Origin of the sequence: Nonomuraea sp. NPDC049141, from assembly GCF_040648415.1 — a bacterium.
In the GTDB taxonomy this organism is placed as follows: domain Bacteria; phylum Actinomycetota; class Actinomycetes; order Streptosporangiales; family Streptosporangiaceae; genus Nonomuraea.
This window is the reverse complement of sequence record NZ_JBEZDR010000008.1, coordinates 393,908-416,284: the sequence shown is the minus strand read 5'-3', so window position 1 is coordinate 416,284 and position 22,377 is coordinate 393,908. Positions and strand designations below refer to the sequence as shown.

The window sequence follows — 22,377 nt, the reverse complement described above, 5'->3', positions numbered from 1 at the left end:
AGCGAGGAACTGCGCGCCTCGTGGTAGCCGAGTCTTGTTGCCTGGCCCGCCCACTCCTGCATGGCGATCACGTCAGGGTCGAGCTTGGCGATCACCCTGCCCAGGCCACCTGCCGGATGAGGTCCGACACCCGCACGATGCCCAGGCAGCGGTTCAGCTCGTCGGTCACCACGAGGTCGTCGTAGACGCGGCCCGAGTCCCGGCCCGCCGCCTGCATGGCCGCCACGGCGGGGGTGCTCTTCGGCACCGTACGCGGCGGGTCGGCCAGCCGCTGGGCGGGCTTCGAGCCGTGCAGCGCATGCCCGTAGCGGGCCGCGAACGACAGCAGGAACCGGCTGCGATCGAGGCTGCCCCTGGGCCGCTGGTACTCGTCCACCAGGATCACGCTGGTGATCGACGGCTCCTGCCCGAAGGCCGCCATCACCTCCTCCGCCTTCGCTCCGGCGGGCAGGGTCACGGCGGGCAGCAGGAGCTCCTGCACGCGCGGCCCGAGCCGTGCGGTGACGGACGGCTCCCCGGCGGTGGCCGGGAGCGGCACCCGTACCTTCCCGTCGGGTCCCGGGCTCAGCAGCGGCCCGCAGGCCAGCCGCACCTCCCAGCCGCGCACCGCGGCGAGCTGCGCCTCGTGCTCGACCCCCGCGACCAGCGCGTGCGCGCCGAGACCGCGGGCCAGTGCTACCACCGCCCGTGCCACCGCCGCCGGACGATGGTCGCCCGGCAGCCCCCCGGCCGGCTCCGGGGCCAGGGCCAGCAGGTACGGGGAGGCGTCCGCGATGATGTCGAGCGGCACGCTCTCCGTGCCCACGTCGCTGAAGCCCAGCAGGTAGCCGAGGTTGCGCAGCCCGTCGAGCGTCACTTTCAACACCGGCCGGTCGGCCGCCCCGCACGGGCCCGTGAGCAGCACGATGGCCTCGCGCGGGTGCCTGCCCGACCGCCGCATCGCCTCGTGCAGCGGAGCCAGCGCGCCCGCGCCCGCCAGCACGATCCGCATGGGCAGCTCCAGCACCATGGGCAGCGGGTCGGCCCTGAGGTAGCCCGCCGGGTCGATGACCGCCGGGCGTGCGATGACGGCTCCCGTGTCAAGATCCACTACGGGGCTGGTGAGCAGGGAGGACACGTTGCGATGATGGTGGTGCGCCACGTCGGGCAGAAGTGGCTTGAAGCGAAATTCACCGATATTTCCCACGGAGTTGGGCGTGGTCTCCGTTCGGATAGCCTTCCGGCATGAGTGCGCGACCGGCGAAGGGTGGCGGGCGGTGGGTGTCCGTGGTGCCCGAGCGCGTGCACCCGTGGATCGACGGCTTCGCCGACCGGCATGGCCCGTTCGAGGCCACCGGTGACGAGCGGGTCGTGCGCCTGGTGGCCGCCGACGGGGCGCTGGCGGAGCTGTACGTGCCCTTCCCGCCGCTGCAGGCCGGGCCGCCGTACGTGACCAGGCTTGTCGCCCACGCGCGGACGGAGCGGCACATAGGGGTCATATTGGTACGGATGGGCGGTTACGCGGCGGGCCTGTTCCATGGGTCGCGGCTGGTGACGTCCAAGGTCGGGTCGCGGCTGGTCCAGGGGCGTACCGCGGCGGGCGGGTGGTCGCAGCAGCGCTTCGCCAGACGCAGGCAGAACCAGGCGGGCCAGGCCTTCGAAGCGGCGGCCGAGACCGTGCTGCGCGTCCTGTCGCCGTGCCAGGGCGAGCTGGACGCGGTCGTGCTCGGCGGCGACCGCCGGGCCGTGGACGCGCTGCGCGCCGACCGGCGCCTGGCCGGCCTGCTGGCGCTGGAGACCGAACCGTTCCTCGTCGTCCCCGACCCGAAGCTCGCCGTACTCAAGGACACGCCCGCCCTGTTCCGCGCGGTACGCATTCGCGTGGTGGACCCACCCACCACAGGCGGGGCCTCGTAAGACCTGAGGCTGACACGCACGGCGGCCAAGACCAGACCCAGGGTGGTCGTGCGCCGAAGCGCCCGTCTCTAGCGTTGACCACGTGATCGAGATACGGGAGCTGACCAAACGCTACGGGGGCGTCACCGCCGTCGACCACCTGTCCTTCTCCGTACGGCCGGGTCAGGTCACCGGCTTTCTGGGGCCCAACGGCGCCGGCAAGTCCACGACGATGCGCGCGATCGTGGGCCTCGACCGCCCGAGCGCCGGGACGGCCACCGTCAACGGCCGCCCCTACACCGACCACCCCGACCCGCTGCGGCAGGTCGGCGCGGTGCTGGAGGCGACACCCGCGCACCGGGGACGCACGGCCTACCACCACCTGCTGGCGCTGGCGCGCACGCACGGGATCGCCGCGTCCCGGGTGGACGAAGTGCTCGCGCTGACGGGCCTGGAGCCGGTGGCCAGGCGCCGGGCGGGCGGCTTCTCCCTGGGCATGCGCCAGCGGCTGGGCATCGCGGCGGCGCTGCTCGGCGACCCCGGCGTCCTTATCTTGGACGAACCGGTCAACGGGCTCGACCCCGACGGCGTGCTGTGGCTGCGTACCCTGCTCGGGCGACTGGCCGCCGACGGCCGCACCGTGCTGGTCTCCAGCCACCTGATGAGCGAGATGGCCATGACCGCGCAGCACCTGGTGATCATCGGCCGGGGCCGATTACTGGCCGACACCTCCACCACCGAGCTGATCGCCCGCTCCGGCGTGGATCGCGTGCGGGTCCGCAGCCCGCAGGCCACCGAGCTACGCGACCTGCTCGTCCGGCAGGGAGCCGCGGTGACGACCGATGAGCCGGGCACCCTGCTGATCGGCGGCCTGCCGGTCGAGACGATCAGCGCCCTGGCGAGGGGGCACGACCTGGCCCTGCACGAGCTCAGCCCGCGCCGCGCGTCGCTGGAGCAGGCCTATATGCGGCTCACCCGCGACGCCATGGAGTTCTCCGCGAAGGAAGGGAGCCTGCCGTGACCGCGTCCCAGATCACCTTCGGCCGGGTCCTGCGGTCGGAATGGACCAAGCTGTACACGCTGCGCGCTACGTGGTTCGTTTTCGGCATGATCCCGCAACTCCTGATCGGCCTGTCCGCGATCATCGGCTGGACAGCCGCCCGCGAGCCGGCGCCCGCGACACCGGTCGCGGATCAGGCGGTGGGCGGCGGGTTCCTGCTGTTCGCCCTGGCGATCGGCGTGTTCGGGGTGCTGATGATGACCAGCGAATACGGCGGCGGCCTGATCCGGGTCACGCTGACCGCGGTGCCGCGCCGGCTGCCGGTGCTATGGGCCAAGGCGCTGGTCCTGGTCGCCGTCACCGCCCCCATCATGGTCGCGGCCTACTTACTGGCGTTCCTGGCCAACCAGGCGTTCGTCGACGAGACCGCCCGCCTCACGCTCGGTGACCCGCACATCGTCCGGGCGATCCTCGGGGTGGCGGCCGCCACGGTCGCGGTGGGCCTGCTCGGGCTGGGCATCGGCACGATGGTGCGGCACACCGCCGGCGCGATCGCCGTGTTCGTGGCCGTCATCGTGCTCCTTCCTCCGGTGCTGTCGGGCGCGCTGCCCGCCCCGGTGCGCGAGACCGTCCTGCCCTACCTGCCCACGCCCGCCCTGCAGGCCATGTACGAGATCGACGGCACCGGCGGCGTGCTGGAGCCCGTACCGGGGACGGTCGTGGTGCTCGGGTGGATCGTCTTGGCGCTGTGCGGTGCCGCGGTGATGCTGCGCGGGCGGGACGCATGAACGCCGCCTCCGCCCCTCGTGGGCCGCGTGCCTGGGCGGCGCCTGTCCGTCGGGTGCGTGTCTGGCTCGCCTCTGCCCGTCGGACGCATGCTGGGGCTGCTTCCGCCGGTCGGGTGCGTCCCGGGGCCGCTTCCGCCGGTCGGTTCCGTGCCGGGGCCGGTGCCGTCCGTCGGGTGCGCGTCTGGGCTGTTTCCGCTGGTCGGCTGCGTGCCTGGGCCGTCCGCCATCCGGAGATGGCGGACGCCGGGCTGGCCTGCCTGGTCGCGGCGCTGGCCATACCGGCGACGGCGGGGGGTGCGGATGCCCGCGGTGTGCTCGAACCGGGGACAGGTGTCACAGGGGCCGCCTGGCTGTGGTTCGCCGTCGTTCATGTTCCGCTGGTGTGGCGGCGGCGGGCGCCTGCCGTCGTGTTCTGGATCGTGCTGGGGCTGGTCGGCGTGAGCGGCCTGATCGGGGTCACTGGCGTGTTCCTGGTCTTCGTGCCGTTGCTGGCGGTGTATACGGTGGCCCGGCACCGCCCGCAGCGCCACCTGTGGCCGGCGGTGGGGGCGGTCGCGGGCGCCGTGGGGCTGAGCGGGCTGCGGGACGACCCCGGCTGGCCGACATTGATCGGGATGTCCTCGGTCCTGGTGGTCGTCGCGCTGCTGGGGGTCACCCTGCGGATGCGGCAGGGCTACCTGGCCGAGCGCGCCCGGCACCTGGCGGAGCAGCGCGATCACCAGGCCCGGCTGGCGGTGGCCGCCGAGCGGGCCAGGATCGCCAGGGAGGTGCACGATATCGTCGCGCACAGCCTGGCCGTCATGGTCGCGCTCGCTGACGGCGCTTCGTACACCGCCAGAGCCTCGCTCGCCTACAGGGCCCCGGGCACCGGCGGCATACAGTACGCCGCCGGTGCCGCGTTTACGGACGGTGCCTCACCTGCCGAGGGCGGCTCATGCTCCGGCGGGGGTTCACCTGTGGACGGTGCTTCGCCCATCGACGGTGCTTCGCCTACCGCCAGAGACTCGCGGGCCGACAGCGCTTCTCACTCCGCCGGGGCCTCGCACATCGACACGCCCTTACATGTCGACACGCCCTTGCACATCGACAGGGCCTCGTATTTCGCCGGAGTCGGTGACGAGCGGGTGGCGGTCATGATGGAGAAGGTCTCGGAGACCGGGCGGCAGGCGTTGTCGGAGATGCGGCGGCTGGTCGGTCTGCTGCGCGATGGCGGCGGTGAGTCGCGGCTGGGTGGAGGTTCGGATCGGGCGCCGCAGCCGGGGTTGGACGATCTCGACCGGTTGGTGGACCAGGTGCGGGAGGCGGGTGTACGGGTCGAGGTGCTCCGCGAGGGTGTGGCAGGCAACTGGGGCCCAGGGGCGGGGCTGGCCGTGTACCGGATCGTGCAGGAGGCGCTGACCAACGTCCTCAAGCACGCGGGACGGCGGGCCAGTGTGCGCGTCCAGCTCAGTTACACGACGTACGGCGCTGATCTGGAGATCACCGACGACGGCGCCGGCCGTCACGCACGTCCGGTGTCGGTTCGGCCGGACGGTGGCCGTGGATTGGTGGGGCCGGACGGTGCGCACGGGTTGGCAGGGTCGGATGGCAAAGACGGTCTGGCGGGGCCGGGTGGTCTTCACGGGTTGGCGGGCCCGGATGACGGAGGCGGTTTGGTGGGGCCGGATGGTGGCCCCAGCTGGGCGAGGCCGGATGGGGGCTACGGGACGGCGGGGCCGAGTGGTGGCCACGGGCTGGTGGGGTCTGGTGGTGGCTACGGGACGCCGGGGGCGGAGGGTGGTCATGGGCTGGCGGGGATGGTCGAGCGTGCCGCGTCGTACGGTGGCTGGGTTGAGGCGGGGCCAATCCCTGGCGGTGGGTGGCGGGTGCGCGTTCGCCTGCGGTTCGACGACAATATGCTCGCATGAGCATCCGATTACTGCTCGTCGACGATCAGCCCCTGCAACGGCTCGGGTTCCGGGCGGTGATCGAGACGCAGCCGGACCTGGAAGTGGTGGGCGAGGCGGGCGACGGTGCGCAGGCCGTGGCGATGACCGGGGCGCTGCGGCCCGACGTGGTGTTGATGGATGTACGGATGCCCGTGCTGGACGGCATCGAGGCGACCCGGCGGATCGTCGGGTCGGGGGCCGAGGCGAGGGTGCTGGTGGTGACCACGTTCGATCTCGACGAGTACGTTTACGCCGCGCTGCGGGCCGGAGCCAGCGGGTTCCTGCTCAAGGACGTGCCGCCGGCCGACCTGCTGACAGGTGTCCGGGCGGTGGCGGCCGGTGACGCGATGGTGTCGCCCGGTGTGACCCGCCGGCTCATCGACGCGTTCGCCGGTCACCTGCCCGACCCGGCGACCGGGCAGTCTCCGGCCGACCAGCTGCTCGGCCGGCTCACCGAGCGGGAGCGGGACGTGTTCAGGCAGGTGGCCCGGGGCTGGTCCAACATCGAGATCGCCGGGTCGTTGACGATCTCTGAGGCGACGGTCAAGTCGCATATCGGGCGGATCCTTACCAAGCTTCACCTGCGTGATCGAGTACAGCTCGTGGTCCTCGCGTACGAGAGCGGCATCGTACGCCGTGGGGAGCGATGATGGCCTCGTGATCAGTGATCTGATGCGCGACGGCAAGCGAATTGGTATCTCATCGCCTTGAGTCGATTCAAAAAGATCATGTGTACGGCTATGATGAGGCCCGTTCAACACCGGAGCGGCCACGTGAGGATCAATGGCGACCACGAACATCAAGGAGGTCGCGCAGCGGGCACGCGTCTCCGTGGGCACCGTGAGCAACGTGCTCAACCGCCCCGAGATCGTCTCCCCCGCCACGCGTGAACGCGTTTTCAGCGCGATCCGCGAGCTGGGCTTCGTCCGCAACGAGGTGGCTCGCCACCTGCGGGTCGGCCGCAGCCGCACGGTCGGCCTGATCGTGCTGGACGTGGCCAACCCGTTCTTCGCCGACGTCGCGCAGGGCGCCGACACCCTGGCGGATGAGCACGACACCATGGTGGTGCTGTGCAACAGCGCCGCCGACCCGGCCCGCGAGCTGCGCTACCTCTACCAGCTCGAACAGCAGCGGGTGATGGGCATCCTGATCACGCCGGTCGACGCGGGCAACCCGCGGCTGGCGGAGCTCGCCGCCAGGGGCACGCCCGTGGTGCTCGTCGACAGCGCCGCCACCGGGCTGCAGTGCTCGGTGGCGGTCGACGACCGGCTCGGTGGCCACATCGCCGGATCGCACCTGATCGAGCGGGGACACCGCAAGATCCTGTTCGTGGGCGGGCCGCAGTCGATCAAGCAGGTGGCCGACCGGCACGCGGGCTTCACGAGCGCGGTCACCGAGGCGGGCGACACCGAGCCGGGCGGGGGAGTCGACCCGGGCGGCGGGATGGGACCGGGTGGTGGCGTCGAACTGGTCGCCTGGTTCATGCCCGCGCTGAGCGTCGCCAACGGGCGGAGCGCGGGTGAGCGGGTGGCGGCGCTGCCTTCCGGGGAGCGGCCGACGGCCGTCTTCTGCGCCAACGACCTGCTCGCCCTGGGGTTCCTGCAGGCCATGGCCGCGCGTGGGCTGCGCGTGCCGGACGACATGGCGATCGTCGGCTACGACGACATAGACTTCGCCGCCGCGGCGACCGTGCCGCTGTCGTCGGTCCGCCAGCCGCGTGAGCTGCTCGGGCGCACGGCCATCGACCTGTTGCTGGAGGAGGTCGCCGAGCCGGAGCTGCACCGGCACCGGCAGGTCATCTTTCAGCCGGACCTGGTGGTCCGGCAGTCCAGCGACCTGCACAGGAGTCCTCATTGATGGAGATCTACCGCAATCCGCTCGCCGGCCCCGACGATCTGGCCGGGTTCCGGCTGGAAGGGGACGGTGCGACGACGTTCCCCATGGGGCGGATGCGGCTGGAGAGTCTCAGGCCGCCGGCCGACGGGCAGGCGGCGAACGTGGTGCTGTGGTGCCCCGAGGACCTGCCCGCCGACGTGCGGATCGAATGGGACTTCTGGCCGGTCAGGGAGCCGGGGCTGTGCATCATGTTCTTCCATGCCCGCGGCCGGGGTGGCGAGGATCTGTTCGATCCGGGCCTCGCGCCGCGCAGCGGGCCGTACGAGCAGTACCACCACGGCGACATCGACGCCTACCACGTGTCCTACTTCCGCAGGATGTGGGCGTCGGAACGCGCCCTGCACACCTGCAACCTGCGCAAGAGCCATGGATTCCACCTGGTCGCGCAGGGTGCCGACCCGCTACCCGCGGTGCTCGACGCCGACGGTCCGTACGCCATGCGCCTGGACGTCGAGGGCGGCGTGATCACGTTCGCGATTAACGATGTCGTCTCGTTCCGCTGGACGGACGACGGCAGCACCGGCGGCCCCGCGCTGGTGGGCGGCAAGATCGGGTTCCGGCAGATGGCCCCGATGATCGGGGAATATGCGAATCTGCGGGTTTCTCGTCATTGACTTTGAGTCGATTCAACACTAATTTCGCACCAACCGCCGTTCACCCGTGCGAAACGGGCAAGGAACGGCGGCGCAACACTCCACCCCCGTGTCCGCGCACACGCCACGAGAAGGTGGTGCCGGATGAACCATCCCGCCACGTCGATCAGGATTCAAGCTGCCTGCTCAGAGCTCATCTGGGCGGCTCGCCTGAACCTCCTGTGGATCCTGTTCACCCTCGCGGGTGGCGTGATCCTGGGCCTCGGGCCCGCCACCGTAGCCGCCTACACGCTGGCTCGGCGGCATGCCCGCGGTGAATCGATTCAGGCCTGGACCGAATTCTGGACCGTCTACCGACGGGAGTTCGTCCGCGCCTCACTGCTGATCCTGCCGGTGGCGGTGCTCGCCACCGTCCTCGTGGGCAACTACCTGTACTTCTCCGCTCTCGGGCCCGGCTCGGGGGCGTTGCGGATCGCGACCCTTCTGGCGCTGGTGGCGCTGGCCGGGGTGGGGGCCTATCTCGGGCCGCTCTACGCGCACTACGACCTGCCGCTCTGGGCCTATGTTCCCAAAGCCTCGCTGTTAGCGCTAACTCGACCCGCTTCCTCAGTGCTGCTGCTGTTCGCGCTCGCGGCCATCGCCTTCGTGACCTCGGCGATGCCCGTTCTCGCAGCGGTGATCAGCATCGGTGCGTGGATCTATCTCAACACGTGGCTCTGCCTGCGTTTCTTCGAGGAGAACGAGGCGCGCCTGCATTCGAAAGGGAACTCATGAGCGCATCTCGTCGACGCCGGCTGGTCGCCGGTGTGTTGACGCTAACGGCTGCTCTTCTCGCGTCCGCCTGCTCCAGCGGCGGGGGGAGTGAGACCGACAGCAGCACGGTGACCATGATGGTCCCGCTGTTCGGTACGGCCCCCGACCCCAAGGGCGAGATGCAGCAGGCGGTCGAGAAGCTCGTCGGCAAGAAGCTCCAGATCACCTGGGTGCCCAACGCCGACTACAACGACAAGACCAACGTCACGCTGGCCTCGGACAAGATGCCGCAGATCATGGTCATCCAGGGCGACAAGACCTCGTCGTTCGTCCGCGCCGCCCAGGCCGGGGCGTTCTGGGACCTGACCGACAAGCTGGACAAGTACCCGAACCTGAAGAACCGGGACGCGCAGACGGTCCGGAACTCCTCCACCAACGGCAAGATCTACGGCCTCTACCGGATCCGTCCCCTGCTCCGCTCGGCCGTCGTGATCAACAAGCAGTGGATGGACAAGCTCAAGCTGAAGACGCCTGAGACCGTCGACGACCTCTACGACATCGCCAAGGCGTTCACCGAGAAGGACCCTGACGGCAACGGCAAGAAGGACACCTACGGCCTGATCATCCCCAAGTGGCCGTCCCCCCAGTACGGCAGCGCCAGTCCGTACGACGTGATCGAGACCTGGTTCGGCGCCCCGAACGTCTGGGGTGAGCGGGACGGCAAGCTCGTCCCCGGCTTCGACACCCCTGAGTTCATCGAGGCGAACAAGTTCGTCAAGAAGATGGTCGACGAGGGCCTGGTCAACCCCGACTACGCCACCCTCGACTCGGCCAAGTGGAACGACCCGTTCGTCCAGGGCAAGGGCGGCATGATCATCGACGTCAACGTCCGCGGCACCAACCTCCTCGACCTGCTCAAGGAGAAGGACCCCAACGACTTCGACAAGGTCCTCACGGTCGGCAACCTCAAGCGCTCCGACGGCAAGAAGTTCTCCTACCCCTTCACCGGCTACAACGGCGTCATCGCCATCCCGCGGCAGAGCGTGCAGACCGAGCAGCAGCTCGACGAGGTGCTGGCGGTCCTGGACAAGCTGGCCTCCAAGGAGGGCGGGATCCTGCTGAGCAACGGGCTCGAGGGCCGCAACTTCAAGGTCCAGGACGGCGGCGCCGCCCGCATCAGCCAGGACGACCCCAAGGTCAAGCAGATCCAGCAGGACGTGGACAAGGCGTTCATCCAGCTCGGCACCACCGCCAGCGTCGGCCTCGGCGCCTACCCGGACATCTATCCGGACAAGCCGCACCAGGACCAGGTCACGCTGCGTAACAAGCTGGCCGAGGAGGACCTGAAGACCGCCGTGCACAACCCGGCGCTCGCGGTCATGGCGCCCACCACCATCGCCAAGGGCCAGACCCTCGACCCGATCATCACCGACGCCCGGATCAAGTTCATCTCCGGCGCGATCGACGAGGCGGGGCTGAAGGCCGAGATCAAGCGCTGGTACGACAACGGCGGCACCCAGATCGCCGCCGAGACCAACGACCTGGTCTCCAAGCTCGGCAACTGACCTCGCCCGAGGGGCCCGGGACATTCCCGGGCCCCTTCTGTGAAAGGAGGTGGCTGTGGCCACCGACCTGGCGCCGCCTCCCACGAAGGCGGCCACCAAACCCGGGCGCCGTCGCGAGAGGCTGACGTTCCGCACCGCCGTGCTGCGTTACCGCTGGCTGTACCTGATGCTGCTGCCCGGTCTCGTGTACTTCATCGTCTTCAAGTACCTGCCGATGTACGGCGTGACCATCGCCTTCCAGGACTTCCTGCCGTTCCTCGGCTACTCCGGCAGCCCGTGGGTCGGCTTCAAGCACTTCGAGGAGCTGTTCAACGGGCCGGACTTCGGCCGCCTGATGTTCAACACGCTCATCCTGGCGCTGCTGACGGCGGTCTTCGTCTTCCCCGCGCCAATCATCGTCGCGCTCATGCTGAACGAGCTGCGGCACAGCGTGCTCAAGCGGTCGATCCAGTCGCTGGTCTACATCCCGCACTTCCTGTCCTGGACGATCGTCGCCTCACTGACGTACCTGCTGTTCTCCGTGGACTTCGGGGTGATCGCCACCTTCTTCCACGAGTGGCTCGGCGGCAAGAAGATCGACTACGTGGCCCAGCCCGACTGGTTCCGGCCGATCATCGTCTTCCAGCTGCTGTGGAAGCAGACCGGCTGGGGCACGATCATCTATCTGGCCGCGCTGGCGGGCGTGAACACCGACCTGTACGAGGCGGCCCGCATGGACGGCGCCGGGCGCTTCCGGCAGTTCTGGCACGTCACGCTGCCCGCGATCCGCCCCACGATCGTGGTGATGGCCGTCCTGACATCGGGTCACCTGCTCGACACCGGCTTCGAGCAGATCTGGCTGATGACCGGCGCGCTGAACCGCTCGGCGGCGGACGTGTTCGACACATTCGTCTACTACATGGGCATCACCCAGGGCGCCTTCAGCTACTCCACGGCCGTCGGCCTGTTCAAGGGACTGGTGGGCGTCCTCCTGATCTTCGGCTCCAACTGGCTGGCCAAGCGCCTCGGCCAGCGTGGACTGTTCTAAGGAGCGCTTGAATGCCCAACCAGTCGCCCACACACCAGCACACGCTCGGCAGTCGCGTGTTCGACGTGCTCAACATCGCCGTGCTGCTGTTCCTGGCGCTGATCACGATCCTGCCGCTGCTGTACGTGCTGGCCGGGTCGTTCGCCTCGGAGGCGGAGATCGCCTCACGGCCGTTCTTCCTGTGGCCGGAGAAGTTCGTCACCACCACCTATGAGTACATCTTCGACTCGGGCACGTTCGTCCGGGCGCTGCTGACCACGATCTGCGTGACGGCGGTGGGCACGGTGGTGCAGGTGCTGCTGACGTTCACGATGGCCTACCCCCTGGCCAAGCGGTACCTGCCGGGACGGACGTTGGTCCTGAACCTGGTCATCTTCACGCTCGTCTTCACCGGCGGCATGATCCCCACCTACCTGGTGGTGCGGGACCTGGGGATGCTCGACAGCTACTGGGCGCTGATCCTGCCGCTGGCGATCAACCCCTTCTACCTGATCATCGTGAAGAGCTTCTTCCAGGAGCTGCCGCAGGCGCTGGAGGAGGCGGCGCGCATCGACGGCTGCAACGAGATGGGCGTCTTCTTCAAGATCGTGCTGCCGCTCTCGAAGCCGATCATCGCGACGTTCTCGCTGTTCTACGCGGTGGGCATCTGGAACGACTACATGTCGCCGCTGCTGTACATCGACGACTCCAAGAAGTGGACGCTCCAGGTGCTCGTCAGGCAGCTGACCAGCCCCGACGCCCAGAACGCGATGGCCATGCTGGAGTCGGTGTTCTTCCCCACCCAGGGACTGAAGTTCGCGGTGGTCGTCATCGCGACGCTCCCGATCCTGTTCTTCTACCCGTTCCTGCAGAAGCACTTCTCCAAGGGTGTGCTGCTCGGGTCGGTCAAGGAGTGACCCGTACGGTCCTGCTGGCGGGTGACTCGACCGTCGCCTCCTGCCCGGCGGCCGAGGCGCCCATGTCGGGGTGGGGCGCGCAGCTCGCGGCCCACACCGGCGGCCCGGTGCGCAACTTCGCCAAGGGCGGCGCGACCACCGCCAGCCACCGGGCCGACGGGCTGTGGGCGGCGCTGCTGCTGGAGATCACGCCTGGTGACGTGGTGGTCCTGCAGTTCGGGCACAACGACCAGAAGGAACCTGGCCTGCCGTACCGGGAGAATCTCCGCCTCTTCGCCGAGGAGGCGCGGCAGGCGGGCGCGCTGCCGGTGCTGTGCACGCCGGTGCAGCGGCGCAGGTTCGACGGCGACCGGCTGGTGCCGACCCACGGCGGCTATCCCGGCCAGGTGCGCGAGCTGGCGGCAGCCGAGGGCCTGCCGCTGATCGACCTGACCGTCGCGACCACCGAGCTGTACGAGCGGCTCGGACCCGAGGGCTCCAAGGCCCTGTTCACCCATTTCGCGCCCGGCGAGCACCCGCTGTACCCCGACGGCGTGGCCGACGACACCCACTTCTGCTTCCGCGGCGCCGACGCGGTGGCGGTGATGGTCGCCGGGCGACTCAAGGAGATCTTTTGACCACGCTGAACTGGCTGGATCGGCCCACGGACCAGGGCGTGACCTGGGGGGTGCCGTGGCGGCGCGGCGCGGTGGAGCGCGCGGCCCCGTTCGCGCTCGCCGACCCCGAGGGGCGCGCGGTGCCGGTGCAGAGCTGGGTGACCGCCACCTGGCCGGACGGGTCGGTCAAGTGGTCGGCGCACGCGATCGGACCGCAGGCCGAGCCCGCCGCGTCGTACGAACTCACGACAAAGCGCCCGGCCACCGGCCAGGAAGGACAGGCGGCCGCCGACCAAGCCCGGCCGCGGGCCGCCGGGCCGGAGCGGCCCGTCACCGTCGTCCGCGAGGACGGCGTGCTGCGGGTGAGCACGGGGCCCGTCACCTGGACGATCGAGGAGACGGGCGACACGCTGGCCCGCTCCGTCTCCCACGGCTCGCGCGAGATCGCCAGGGACGTCCGCCTGATCAGCCTCCACCAGGACGGCCCCACCCCGGACGACGCCGGCACGGTCACCCGCGAGCAGGCCACGGGGATCGTCCGCGAGGTCACCGTCGAGCAGGACGGCCCGGTCCGGGCCGTGATCCGCCTGGCGGGCGACCACGACGGGCGGCTCCCGTTCACCGTCCGCCTGTACTTCTACGCGGGCGCCGAGGATGTGCGCGTCATGCACACGTTCGTCTGGGACGGCGACCCCGAGCGGGACTTCCTGGCCGGGCTCGGCCTGCGCGCCGACGTGGTCATGCGCGACGAGCTCCACGACCGCCACGTGCGGCTGGCCGGGCAGGACGGCTTCCTCACCGAGGCGGTACGCGGCCTGACCGGGCTGCGCCGCGACCCCGGGGAGGCCGTACGGCGGGCCCAGGTCGAGGGCCGGCCGTGCGGCCCGATCGGCAACCCCGAGGTGGCCGACCGCCTGCACCTCATCCCCGCGTGGAACGACTACACCCTCGACCAGACCTCGGCCGACGGCTTCACCCTGCGCAAACGCACCGCCGGCGGCCACGCCTGGGTGACCGTCCCGTCGGGCACCCGCTCGGCCGGGTACGGCTACCTCGGCGGCGCGAGCGGCGGACTCGGCTTCGGCCTGCGCGACTTCTGGCGGCTGCACCCCACCCGGCTCGACGTCAGGGGCGCCGCCACCGGCCTGGCCACCGCGACCGTCTGGCTCTGGTCGCCCTCCGCCCCCGCCATGGACCTGCGCTTCTACCACGACGGCATGGGCCAGGACACCTTCGCCGAGCAGCTGGAGGGCCTGGAGATCACCTACGAGGACTACGAGCCGGGCTTCGGCGACGCCCACGGCATCGCCCGTACCCACGAACTCACGCTGCGCGTCCACGACGCCACGCCGTCGTCGGCGGCCCTGGCCGGGCACGCGGCCGCGATGAACGAGCCGGCGCTGCTGACCGCCGCCCCCGAACACCTCCGCGCGGCGGGCGTGTTCGGCGACTGGGCGCTGCCCGACCGCTCCACGCCCGCCCATGCCGCGATCGAGGACCGGCTGGACCTGCTGTTCGACTTCTACCGGCGCGAGCGGGAGCAGCGCAGGTGGTACGGGTTCTGGGACTACGGCGACGTGATGCACACCTACGACGCCGACCGGCACACCTGGCGCTATGACGTCGGCGGCTACGCGTGGGACAACTCCGAGCTCTCGCCCGACCTGTGGCTCTGGTACCAGTATCTGCGCACGGGACGGGCCGACGTCTTCCGCTTCGCCGAGGCCATGACCCGCCACACCGGCGAGGTCGACGTCTATCATCTCGGCCGCTGGAAGGGCCTGGGCACCAGGCACAACGTGCAGCACTGGGGCTGCAGCGCCAAGCAGCTGCGCATCTCCAACGCCGCCTACCGGCGCTTCTTCTACTACCTGACCGCCGACGAGCGCACCGGCGACCTGCTCGACGAGCTGGCCAGGCCCGAGGAGACGTTCCTGGCGATCGACCCCACGCGCAAGGTGCGCCAGGACGTCTACACCCCCGACCCGTCCGCGCTGGCGGTCGGGCTCGGCACCGACTGGGGCTCGCTCGTGGCGGCCTGGCTCACCCGGTGGGAGCGCCACGGCGACGAGCACGCCAAGGACAGGCTGCTGGGCACGATGGCCGGCATCGGCGCGCTGCCACGGGGGTTCCTGACCGGTGAGGCCCGCCTCGACCTGGCCACGGGCCGGTTCGACACCTCCCGCGACCAGATCTCCGTCTCCCACCTGTCGTCGGTCTTCGGGCTGCCCGAGATGTGTTCCGAGCTCATCTCGCTCGGCCTGGACGTGCCCGGGTTCGAACAGGCCTGGCTGGACTACTGCCGGCTCTATCTCGCCCCCGCCGAGCAGCAGGCCGCCGAGGTGGGCCATGCGCTGAGCGGCATCTCGCTGGTGCAGGCGCACAGCCGCCTCACCGCGTACGCCGCCGCCCGCTCGGGCGACGCCGGGCTGGCCGCTCTGGCCTGGCGCAAGTTCTTCCTCGACGAGGGCGACCAGCTCAACCGCAACCCGCTGCAGCGCGAGCCGGACTGGCGTCTCACCCGCGTCGAGGGGCCGCACGTCCTGGCGCACGTGCTGGAGGCGCCGTTCGTCTCCACCAACGACGCCGCCCAGTACGGCCTGGCCGCGATCCAGAACCTGGCGCTGATCGGCGGCCACTTGGCGACGGATTAAGCAGAGGTGGGGTTCCCGGCGGGGGCCCTACACTGATCTGTATGCACACTCCCGATTGACCGGCGTCGCCACGCCCAACTCTTCTTACCCCTAGCTCGGGAGTGTTCCGTCAATCATGATCATCGCCAGTGACATCGAGCTGCGCGCGGGCGCGCGCCTGCTCATAGAGAACGCCTCCTTCCGGGTCAATCCCGGCGACAAGATCGGCCTCGTCGGCCGCAACGGCGCGGGCAAGACCACGCTGACCAAGGTCCTGGCCGGTGAGGGGCTGCCCGCCGGCGGCACCGTCACCACCAGCGGCGCCGTCGGCTACCTGCCGCAGGACCCGCGCACCGGCGACCTGCAGGTGCTCGCCCGCGACCGCATCCTGTCGGCCAGAGGGCTCGACGAGGTGCTGCGCAAGCTGCGCGCGGCCGAGCTCGGCATGTCCTCCGCCGACGTGCGCACCCGCGACAAGGCCGTCCGGCAGTACGGCAAGCTCGAGGACCAGATGCACGTGCTCGGCGGCTACGCGGCCGAGTCCGAGGCCGCCTCCATCGCCTCCAGTCTGGGCCTGCCCGACCGGGTGCTCGGGCAGCCACTGGAAACGCTTTCAGGCGGCCAGCGAAGGCGCGTGGAATTGGCACGCATTCTTTTCAGTGGAGCGGAAACTCTCCTTCTCGACGAGCCGACAAACCACCTAGATGCGGACTCAATCGGATGGCTTCGTGATTTTTTGCGATCCCATCAGGGCGGCTTGGTGATCATCAGTCACGACGTGGGCCTTCTTGAAGCGACGGTCAACAAGGTGCTGCACCTCGACGCCAACCGCAGTGTGATCGACCACTACAACGTCGGCTGGAAGGCCTATCTGGCCCAGCGCGAGACCGACGAGAAGCGCAGGAAGCGCGAGCGGGCCAACGCCGAGAAGCAGGCGGGCGCGCTGCTCTCGCAGGCCGACAAGATGCGGGCCAAGGCCACCAAGGCCAAGGCCGCCCAGGACATGATGCGCCGCGCGCACCGGCTGCTGGCCGGCACGGAGGAGGAGCGCCAGAGCGACAAGGTCGCCAAGCTGCGCTTCCCCGACCCACTGCCCTGCGGGCGCACGCCGCTGACGGGTGCGGGCCTGTCCAAGACGTACGGCTCGCTGGAGGTCTTCACCGACGTCGACGTGGCCATCGACCGAGGTCACCGGGTCGTGATCCTCGGGCTCAACGGCGCTGGCAAGACCACGCTGCTGCGGCTGCTGGGCGGGGTCGAACAACCCGACAGCGGCGAGATCAGGCCCGGACACGGCCTCAAGATCGGCTATTACGCCCAGGAGCACGAGACCCTCGAGGCCGACAGGACCCTCCTGGAGAACATGCGCTCGGCCGGTGGCGAGTTCACCGACACCGAGTTGCGCAAGGTGCTCGGCTCGTTCCTGTTCTCCGGCGACGACGCCGACAAGCCGGCGGGTGTGCTGTCCGGCGGCGAGAAGACTCGGCTGGCACTGGCCATGCTGGTCCTCTCGAGTGCGAACGTACTTCTGCTCGATGAGCCCACGAACAACCTAGATCCAGTCAGCCGCGAGCAAGTTCTGAACGCTCTGAGGTCGTATTCAGGAGCAATCGTCCTGGTCACCCATGACGAGGGTGCCGTTGACGCCTTGTCACCGGATAGGGTGATCTTGCTACCAGACGGAACTGAAGACGCATGGAGCGAAGAATTTTCCGATCTTGTGGCACTTGCCTGATCTTAATTTGGGTGGGTACGGATCTTTTCCCGTGGAGTAGGTAGCCGATCCCGCTGAAATGACTGATCATGGCGGAGTAACGCTGCGGAAGTCCGGCACTACAGGAGGTACTCGTGGCCGAGACACTGAAGAAGGGCACCCGGGTCACCGGGGCCGATCGTGAGAAACTGGCCGGCGATCTTAAGAAGCGCTACGCCGCGGGCGAGAGCATCCGCGCCCTGGCCGCTTCGACCGGTCGGTCATACGGGTTCATCCACCGCATCCTGAGCGAGTCCGGTGTGACTCTGCGCGGGCGCGGGGGAGCGACTCGAGGCAAGTCCAAGCGCTGACGGCCGCCTCGGTACGTGCGACCGCAGCCGCTCGTCCCAAGTCAGCCGCCGTCGCGCCCGAGCCAGAATCATATTCTGTAGGCTCGGGCGCGACGGCTAAGGCGAATGAGGGAGCGGGCGATGGCGGAAGCGAAGGCAGCGCCACAGCGCGGGGGGTACGCGGAGGAAGTCTCTGCCGAAAGGCTGGCGGAGATCGGACTCCGTTTCGAGGTGGACGGTGAGATCGCGACGATCGCGCTGGATCGGCCCAGTAAGCGCAACGCACAGACGTTCGCGACCTGGGCGGCACTGGCTGACATCGGGGGCAACCTGCCTGAGCAGGTGCGCATCGTCGTCGTGAAAGGTGAGGGACCGTCCTTCTCGGCAGGTATCGACCTGCAAATGTTCACGCCTGAGGGAGTGCCCGGACAGGGCTCGTTCAGCTCGGCGGCTCAACTCGACACCACAGCGTTCGAGGAGCGCATCAGGACATTCCAACAGGGATTCCTTTGGCTTCGCCGACCAGAGATCGTCTCCATCGCGGCTGTACAGGGGCACGCGATCGGCGCGGGATTCCAGCTCGCGCTCGCCTGCGACCTGCGCATCGTGGCCGACGACGTCAAGTTCTGCATGAAAGAGCCCGCCATGGGGCTGGTGCCCGATCTGACCGGCACCAAGCCACTGGTCGAACTGGTGGGCCTGGCCAAGGCGATCGACATCTGCCTGACCGCCAGGACCGTCCAGGCCGACGAGGCCATGCGGATCGGCCTCGCCGAACGCGTGGTCGCACCGGGCGACCTGGCGGGCGCCGTACAAGACAAGATCGCGGAGCTGCTGTCGACCAACCGGGACGCGGCGGCGGCGACCAAGCGACTCCTCCAGGGGGCGCGGGCGCGCACCCTGGAGGAGCAGAGCGCCGCGGAAGGGGCCGAGCAGGCCCAGCGCCTCAAAGCGCTGTTCGGCTGAGCCGCGCCGGGGTTTTTACGCGCTGAGCTGACCTGGGAATCGCCCGGCCGTCCCCGGTGCTGAGCCGGGGGAGGAGGACCCCCCGATGGCGATGATGGGAGGGGGCTTCGGCCCCCAGATATTTACGTCCCTGCGGCGCGACAACTCCGTGACCCAGCAGCGGCTCACACCCGGCACGGTCCGGCGCATCGCACGCTACGCACGGCCATATACCGGGCAGATCACCGCGTTCCTGCTGCTGGTGATAGCGGGCGCGGTCATCGTGATCGCCAACCCGCTGCTGATGAAGGCGATCATCGACGACGGCATCCTGCCCAGGAAGAGCGGCGTCGTGGCCGGCCTGGCCGTGGCGATCGCCGCGCTCGCGCTGGTCGACGCGGGTCTCACGCTCGTGCAGCGCTGGTTCTCCGCGCGCATCGGCGAAGGGCTGATCTACGACCTGCGCACCGAGGTGTTCGACCACGTGCAGCGCATGCCGGTCGCCTTCTTCATGCGCGCGCAGACCGGCGCGCTGGTCAGCCGGCTCAACAGCGACGTGATCGGCGCCCAGCGCGCCGTGACCAGCACGCTGTCGTCGGTCGTCAGCAACGTGATCAGCCTGATCCTGGTGCTGGGCGCGATGCTGGCGCTGTCGTGGCAGGTGACGCTGGTCGCGCTGGTGCTGCTGCCGATCTTCATCGTGCCCGCCAAGTGGGTCGGGCGGCGCATGTCCGCGCTGGCCCGCGAGCAGATGCAGCTCGACGCCGAGATGAGCTCGGTCACGACCGAGCGCTTCAACGTGGCGGGCGCGATGGTGGCCAAGCTCTACGGCCGGCCCGAGGACGACGCCGCCGTCTACGGCGCCCGCGCCGCCCGGGTGCGCGACGTGGGCGTGACGGTCGGGATGTACGGCACGGTGTTCCGGGTGGCGCTCGGCCTGGTCGCGGCGCTGGCCACCGCGCTGGTCTACGGCATCGGCGGCGTGCTGGCCGTCGGCGGCGCCTTCGAGCTGGGCACGCTGGTGGCCCTGGCCGCGCTGCTGATGCGGTTGTACGGCCCCCTCACCTCACTGTCCAACGTGCAGGTGGACGTGATGACCGCGCTCGTCAGCTTCGACCGGGTCTTCGAGATCCTCGACCTCAAGCCCATGGTGGCGGAGAAGCCCGACGCGAAGCCGCTGCCGGACGGGCCGGTGACGATCGACTTCGACGGCGTCCACTTCCGCTACCCGGCGGCCGAGGAGGTGTCGCTGGCCTCGCTGGAGTCGGTGGCCAGGCAGGACACGGGCCCGTCCCAGCCGGTGCTGCGCGGCGTGTCGTTCACGGCCGGCCCCGGCCGGCTCATCGCCCTGGTCGGCCCATCGGGGGCGGGCAAGACCACGATCACCTCGCTGGTCTCCCGGCTCTACGACGTCAACGAGGGCGCGGTCCGGATCAACGGGCTCGACGTGCGCGACGCCACGCTCGCCTCGCTGCGCGACACCGTGGGAGTGGTCATGCAGGACGCTCATCTCTTCCATGACACGATCGGGGCCAACCTCCGTTACGCCAGGCCAGGGGCGAGTGACGAGGAGATCTGGGACGCTCTCAGGGCCGCGCAGATAGGCGACCTCATCGAGGGGCTGCCCGACGGGCTGGACACCGTCGTGGGCGACCGCGGCTACCGGCTGTCCGGCGGCGAGAAGCAGCGGCTGGCGCTGGCCAGGCTGCTGCTGAAGGCGCCGCGCGTGGTGGTGCTCGACGAGGCCACCGCGCACCTCGACTCGGAGTCGGAGGCGGCCGTGCAGCAGGCGCTGAAGACCGCGCTGGCCGGCCGCACCTCACTGGTGATCGCGCACCGGCTGTCGACGATCAGGGAGGCCGACGAGATCCTCGTCGTGCAGGACGGCCGCATCGCCGAGCGGGGCGGCCACGAGGAGCTGCTGGCGCGCGGCGGGCTCTACGCCGAGCTCTACCGCACCCAGTTCAGTTCTTCAGGTAGCCCAGTCGCGTGAGCTCCTGCCTGGCGACCTTCTCCACCAGCGTGAGGTCGCCGGGCCGCAGGCGGGCGCGCCAGGAGCCGACCTCGGAGACGCGCGGGGCGTACAAGCCGATCTTGGAGACGCGCGTCTCCAGGAACTCCGTCAGCGCAGCCACCGGCTCGGCCGGCTTCCGCACGAGGTCCTCGTAGCGCAGCGTGAGCAGCTGGCCGGCGGGCAGGTCCTTGCGCAGCGTGGCGCTGAGCCGTACGGCGCTGCGCCAGCGCAGGGCGCTCTTGCCCGCGGCGGGCATGCCCTTCCACCGGTCGCGGTGCTCGTCGCGGTTGACGCCGAGGAAGGGATTGGGGAACTCGGTCTCCTCCGACAGCATCACCGGCTTGAACCAGGCCAGGCAGGCCGGATCGTCGAGCATGTCGGCGACCACGTCGCGGCCGTCGCGGATGAGCTGCACGAACCGGGCGTCGGGGAAGGCCTGGAGCAGCACGGGAGCGCTGTAGATCAGGTCGGGACTGCCGTCGCCGAACCTCGTCACCTCGCTCGTCGCCACGCACGGGCCCATGCTCGTGACGCCGCCGGCCTCCCTGCACGGCTCCGAGCACTGGCCGCACGATCGAGGCAGCACCTGCCACGCCTCGGCGAGCGCGTCGCGCAGCACGCGTACGGCCCCCGACGTCTGGCCGATCGACGGCTTGCGGGCGAAGGCGTAGACCACGTGCGCGACGGACGCCCGGCCCATCGTGACGTGGAAGCCGGGGGACCGTTTCAGGGCGCGGGCGAGCAGGTCCGCGCCGGAGTGCGGAGCACCGAGCAGGAAGACCGGCCTGCGGACCTTGATGCCGTTGACCACGAGGATGTGGGGCGGAAGTCGCATACGAGAGGTAAGTGTGACACCGTTTGGCGGGTGAAAAAGCCAACGTCGGTGTCGGTCCTCGTCAAGGAGTTGGTCGATGCGGCAGGGTGACACCGTCGCCGTCGTCTCGCCGTCGGGCTCGCCGAACGCCATCCTGCTCAGACGGGGGGTCGAGCGCCTGGAGGGGCTCGGGCTGAAGGTCGTGGTCGGCGAGCACGTGCTCGGCCGCCAGGAGCTCCCCTACCTCGCCGGAGCCGACGCCTCGCGCGCCGCCGACCTGCAGGCCGCCTGGTGCGACCCGGCCGTCTCCACGGTGTTCTGCGCCAGGGGCGGTTATGGCGCGGCCAGGCTGCTCGGCCTGCTCGACTGGGCCGCCATGCGCGCGGCGGGACCCAAGACGCTCATCGGGTCCAGCGACATCACGGCGCTGCATCACGCGTTCGCGATGGAGCTGGGCGTGCCCACGCTGCACGGGCCGATGCCGGCCTGCGACGTGATCGCCGACGAGAAGCGGCCCGAGCCGCGCACCTGGGAGCACCTGCGGGCCGCCCTGGACCGCCAGGCGCCACCCGTCATCGGCGACCTCGTGCTGTCTCCCGGCCGGGCCGAGGGTGTGCTGGCGGGCGGTAACCTGTCGCTGCTCGCCTCCATGTGCGGCACGCGCTACCACCCGTCGTTCGCCGGGAAGATCGTGCTGCTGGAGGACATCGGTGAGGAGCCGTACCGGATCGACCGGATGCTCACCCAGTTACTTCAGGCGGGCGCCTTCAACGGCGTGCGCGGGATCGCCCTCGGCTCGTGGGTGGGCTGCGGAGATCCCTACCCCGTCCTTAAAGACCGGCTGCTGCCGCTCGGAGTGCCGGTCCTGGCGGGGTTGCCGGTGGGGCACGGCGCACCACAGATGAGTGTGTGGCTTGGGGCTCTTGGGGCTATCGATACCGAATCGTGCTCGCTGGCTGGTCTGTTCCGCAACGAGGAGCAGGCAAGGTAGGAATACACGGATAGGGATGA

20 protein-coding genes are annotated in these 22,377 nt (G+C 69.8%); 18 read left to right on the top strand and 2 right to left on the bottom strand.

Annotated elements, in window-relative coordinates:
• Positions 1-91 precede the first annotated feature (91 nt).
• Positions 92-1,117 (bottom strand): EAL domain-containing protein, encoded by a 1,026-nt coding sequence (locus AB0B91_RS26335; protein ID WP_358324642.1) that lies wholly within the window; start codon positions 1,115-1,117, stop codon positions 92-94.
• A gap of 107 nt (positions 1,118-1,224) precedes the next feature.
• On the opposite strand from AB0B91_RS26335, the gene AB0B91_RS26330 reads away from it, so the two are divergent.
• The 17 genes from AB0B91_RS26330 to AB0B91_RS26250 all read left to right on the top strand — a co-directional run bounded on the left by AB0B91_RS26330 (position 1,225) and on the right by AB0B91_RS26250 (position 20,531).
• Positions 1,225-1,896, top strand: coding sequence for an acVLRF1 family peptidyl-tRNA hydrolase (locus tag AB0B91_RS26330; protein ID WP_358324639.1), 672 nt, complete (start codon positions 1,225-1,227; stop codon positions 1,894-1,896).
• Between the two features lie 82 nt (positions 1,897-1,978).
• On the top strand, positions 1,979-2,896 hold the full coding sequence (locus tag AB0B91_RS26325) for an ATP-binding cassette domain-containing protein (RefSeq protein WP_358324637.1): 918 nt from the start codon (positions 1,979-1,981) through the stop codon (positions 2,894-2,896).
• Positions 2,893-3,663 carry a hypothetical protein gene (locus tag AB0B91_RS26320; RefSeq protein ID WP_358324634.1) on the top strand — a complete coding sequence of 257 codons (771 nt, stop codon included), beginning with the start codon at positions 2,893-2,895 and terminating at the stop codon, positions 3,661-3,663. The genes AB0B91_RS26325 and AB0B91_RS26320 overlap by 4 nt, the downstream gene beginning before the upstream one ends.
• A gap of 173 nt (positions 3,664-3,836) precedes the next feature.
• Entirely contained in the window at positions 3,837-5,570 is a 1,734-nt protein-coding gene (locus tag AB0B91_RS26315; RefSeq protein WP_358324631.1) for a histidine kinase, read from the top strand.
• Positions 5,567-6,241: a response regulator transcription factor gene (locus AB0B91_RS26310; protein WP_358324628.1), complete on the top strand. Its 675-nt coding sequence runs from the start codon at positions 5,567-5,569 to the stop codon at positions 6,239-6,241. Before AB0B91_RS26315 ends, AB0B91_RS26310 begins: the two co-directional genes overlap by 4 nt.
• A gap of 133 nt (positions 6,242-6,374) precedes the next feature.
• Complete coding sequence (locus AB0B91_RS26305; protein WP_358324625.1) at positions 6,375-7,448, top strand: substrate-binding domain-containing protein; 1,074 nt, start codon at positions 6,375-6,377, stop codon at positions 7,446-7,448.
• Positions 7,448-8,101 carry a DUF1961 family protein gene (locus AB0B91_RS26300; protein WP_358324898.1) on the top strand — a complete coding sequence of 218 codons (654 nt, stop codon included), beginning with the start codon at positions 7,448-7,450 and terminating at the stop codon, positions 8,099-8,101. The genes AB0B91_RS26305 and AB0B91_RS26300 overlap by 1 nt, the downstream gene beginning before the upstream one ends.
• Positions 8,102-8,224: 123 nt before the next feature.
• Positions 8,225-8,854 (top strand): DUF624 domain-containing protein, encoded by a 630-nt coding sequence (locus AB0B91_RS26295; protein WP_358324622.1) that lies wholly within the window; start codon positions 8,225-8,227, stop codon positions 8,852-8,854.
• A 113-nt stretch (positions 8,855-8,967) separates the two neighbouring features.
• Positions 8,968-10,398: an extracellular solute-binding protein gene (locus AB0B91_RS26290; protein ID WP_358324896.1), complete on the top strand. Its 1,431-nt coding sequence runs from the start codon at positions 8,968-8,970 to the stop codon at positions 10,396-10,398.
• A gap of 55 nt (positions 10,399-10,453) precedes the next feature.
• Positions 10,454-11,425, top strand: coding sequence for an ABC transporter permease subunit (locus tag AB0B91_RS26285; RefSeq protein WP_358324619.1), 972 nt, complete (start codon positions 10,454-10,456; stop codon positions 11,423-11,425).
• Positions 11,426-11,436: 11 nt separating this feature from the next.
• Positions 11,437-12,321 (top strand): carbohydrate ABC transporter permease, encoded by an 885-nt coding sequence (locus AB0B91_RS26280; protein WP_358324616.1) that lies wholly within the window; start codon positions 11,437-11,439, stop codon positions 12,319-12,321.
• The gene (locus tag AB0B91_RS26275; protein ID WP_358324613.1) at positions 12,318-12,938 is read left to right on the top strand and encodes a rhamnogalacturonan acetylesterase; all 621 of its coding nucleotides are present in this window, start codon (positions 12,318-12,320) and stop codon (positions 12,936-12,938) included. The genes AB0B91_RS26280 and AB0B91_RS26275 overlap by 4 nt, the downstream gene beginning before the upstream one ends.
• On the top strand, positions 12,935-15,571 hold the full coding sequence (locus AB0B91_RS26270) for a Tat pathway signal sequence domain protein (RefSeq protein WP_358324610.1): 2,637 nt from the start codon (positions 12,935-12,937) through the stop codon (positions 15,569-15,571). Before AB0B91_RS26275 ends, AB0B91_RS26270 begins: the two co-directional genes overlap by 4 nt.
• A 115-nt stretch (positions 15,572-15,686) precedes the next feature.
• Complete coding sequence (locus tag AB0B91_RS26265; RefSeq protein WP_358324607.1) at positions 15,687-17,285, top strand: ABC-F family ATP-binding cassette domain-containing protein; 1,599 nt, start codon at positions 15,687-15,689, stop codon at positions 17,283-17,285.
• 113 nt (positions 17,286-17,398) lie between these two features.
• Complete coding sequence (locus AB0B91_RS26260; protein WP_020547488.1) at positions 17,399-17,614, top strand: helix-turn-helix domain-containing protein; 216 nt, start codon at positions 17,399-17,401, stop codon at positions 17,612-17,614.
• A 120-nt stretch (positions 17,615-17,734) separates the two neighbouring features.
• Positions 17,735-18,559: an enoyl-CoA hydratase/isomerase family protein gene (locus AB0B91_RS26255; protein ID WP_358324604.1), complete on the top strand. Its 825-nt coding sequence runs from the start codon at positions 17,735-17,737 to the stop codon at positions 18,557-18,559.
• 85 nt (positions 18,560-18,644) lie between these two features.
• The gene (locus AB0B91_RS26250) at positions 18,645-20,531 is read left to right on the top strand and encodes an ABC transporter ATP-binding protein (protein WP_358324601.1); all 1,887 of its coding nucleotides are present in this window, start codon (positions 18,645-18,647) and stop codon (positions 20,529-20,531) included.
• Here the strand turns inward: AB0B91_RS26250 and AB0B91_RS26245 are convergent.
• Entirely contained in the window at positions 20,503-21,387 is an 885-nt protein-coding gene (locus tag AB0B91_RS26245) for a sulfotransferase (protein WP_358324599.1), read from the bottom strand. The two genes, AB0B91_RS26250 and AB0B91_RS26245, sit on opposite strands and share 29 nt — an antisense overlap.
• Before the next feature lie 76 nt (positions 21,388-21,463).
• Between AB0B91_RS26245 and AB0B91_RS26240 the strand changes: the two genes are divergently transcribed.
• A complete protein-coding gene (locus AB0B91_RS26240; RefSeq protein WP_358324597.1) occupies positions 21,464-22,357 on the top strand; it encodes an LD-carboxypeptidase in 894 nt (297 codons plus the stop codon).
• The last annotated feature ends 20 nt before the right edge of the window (positions 22,358-22,377 follow it).

Excerpts from the sequence above, each read along its gene's own strand:
- AB0B91_RS26305 (WP_358324625.1), top strand. The coding sequence starts at position 6,375 with ATGGCGACCACGAACATCAAGGAGGTCGCGCAGCGGGCACGCGTCTCC.
- AB0B91_RS26330 (WP_358324639.1), top strand. The coding sequence starts at position 1,225 with ATGAGTGCGCGACCGGCGAAGGGTGGCGGGCGGTGGGTGTCCGTGGTG.
- AB0B91_RS26290 (WP_358324896.1), top strand. The coding sequence starts at position 8,968 with ATGATGGTCCCGCTGTTCGGTACGGCCCCCGACCCCAAGGGCGAGATG.
- AB0B91_RS26300 (WP_358324898.1), top strand. The coding sequence starts at position 7,448 with ATGGAGATCTACCGCAATCCGCTCGCCGGCCCCGACGATCTGGCCGGG.
- AB0B91_RS26265 (WP_358324607.1), top strand. The coding sequence starts at position 15,687 with ATGATCATCGCCAGTGACATCGAGCTGCGCGCGGGCGCGCGCCTGCTC.
- AB0B91_RS26295 (WP_358324622.1), top strand. The coding sequence starts at position 8,225 with ATGAACCATCCCGCCACGTCGATCAGGATTCAAGCTGCCTGCTCAGAG.
- AB0B91_RS26250 (WP_358324601.1), top strand. The coding sequence starts at position 18,645 with ATGGCGATGATGGGAGGGGGCTTCGGCCCCCAGATATTTACGTCCCTG.
- AB0B91_RS26310 (WP_358324628.1), top strand. The coding sequence starts at position 5,567 with ATGAGCATCCGATTACTGCTCGTCGACGATCAGCCCCTGCAACGGCTC.
- AB0B91_RS26255 (WP_358324604.1), top strand. The coding sequence starts at position 17,735 with ATGGCGGAAGCGAAGGCAGCGCCACAGCGCGGGGGGTACGCGGAGGAA.
- AB0B91_RS26240 (WP_358324597.1), top strand. The coding sequence starts at position 21,464 with ATGCGGCAGGGTGACACCGTCGCCGTCGTCTCGCCGTCGGGCTCGCCG.
- AB0B91_RS26280 (WP_358324616.1), top strand. The coding sequence starts at position 11,437 with ATGCCCAACCAGTCGCCCACACACCAGCACACGCTCGGCAGTCGCGTG.
- AB0B91_RS26245 (WP_358324599.1), bottom strand. The coding sequence starts at position 21,387 with ATGCGACTTCCGCCCCACATCCTCGTGGTCAACGGCATCAAGGTCCGC.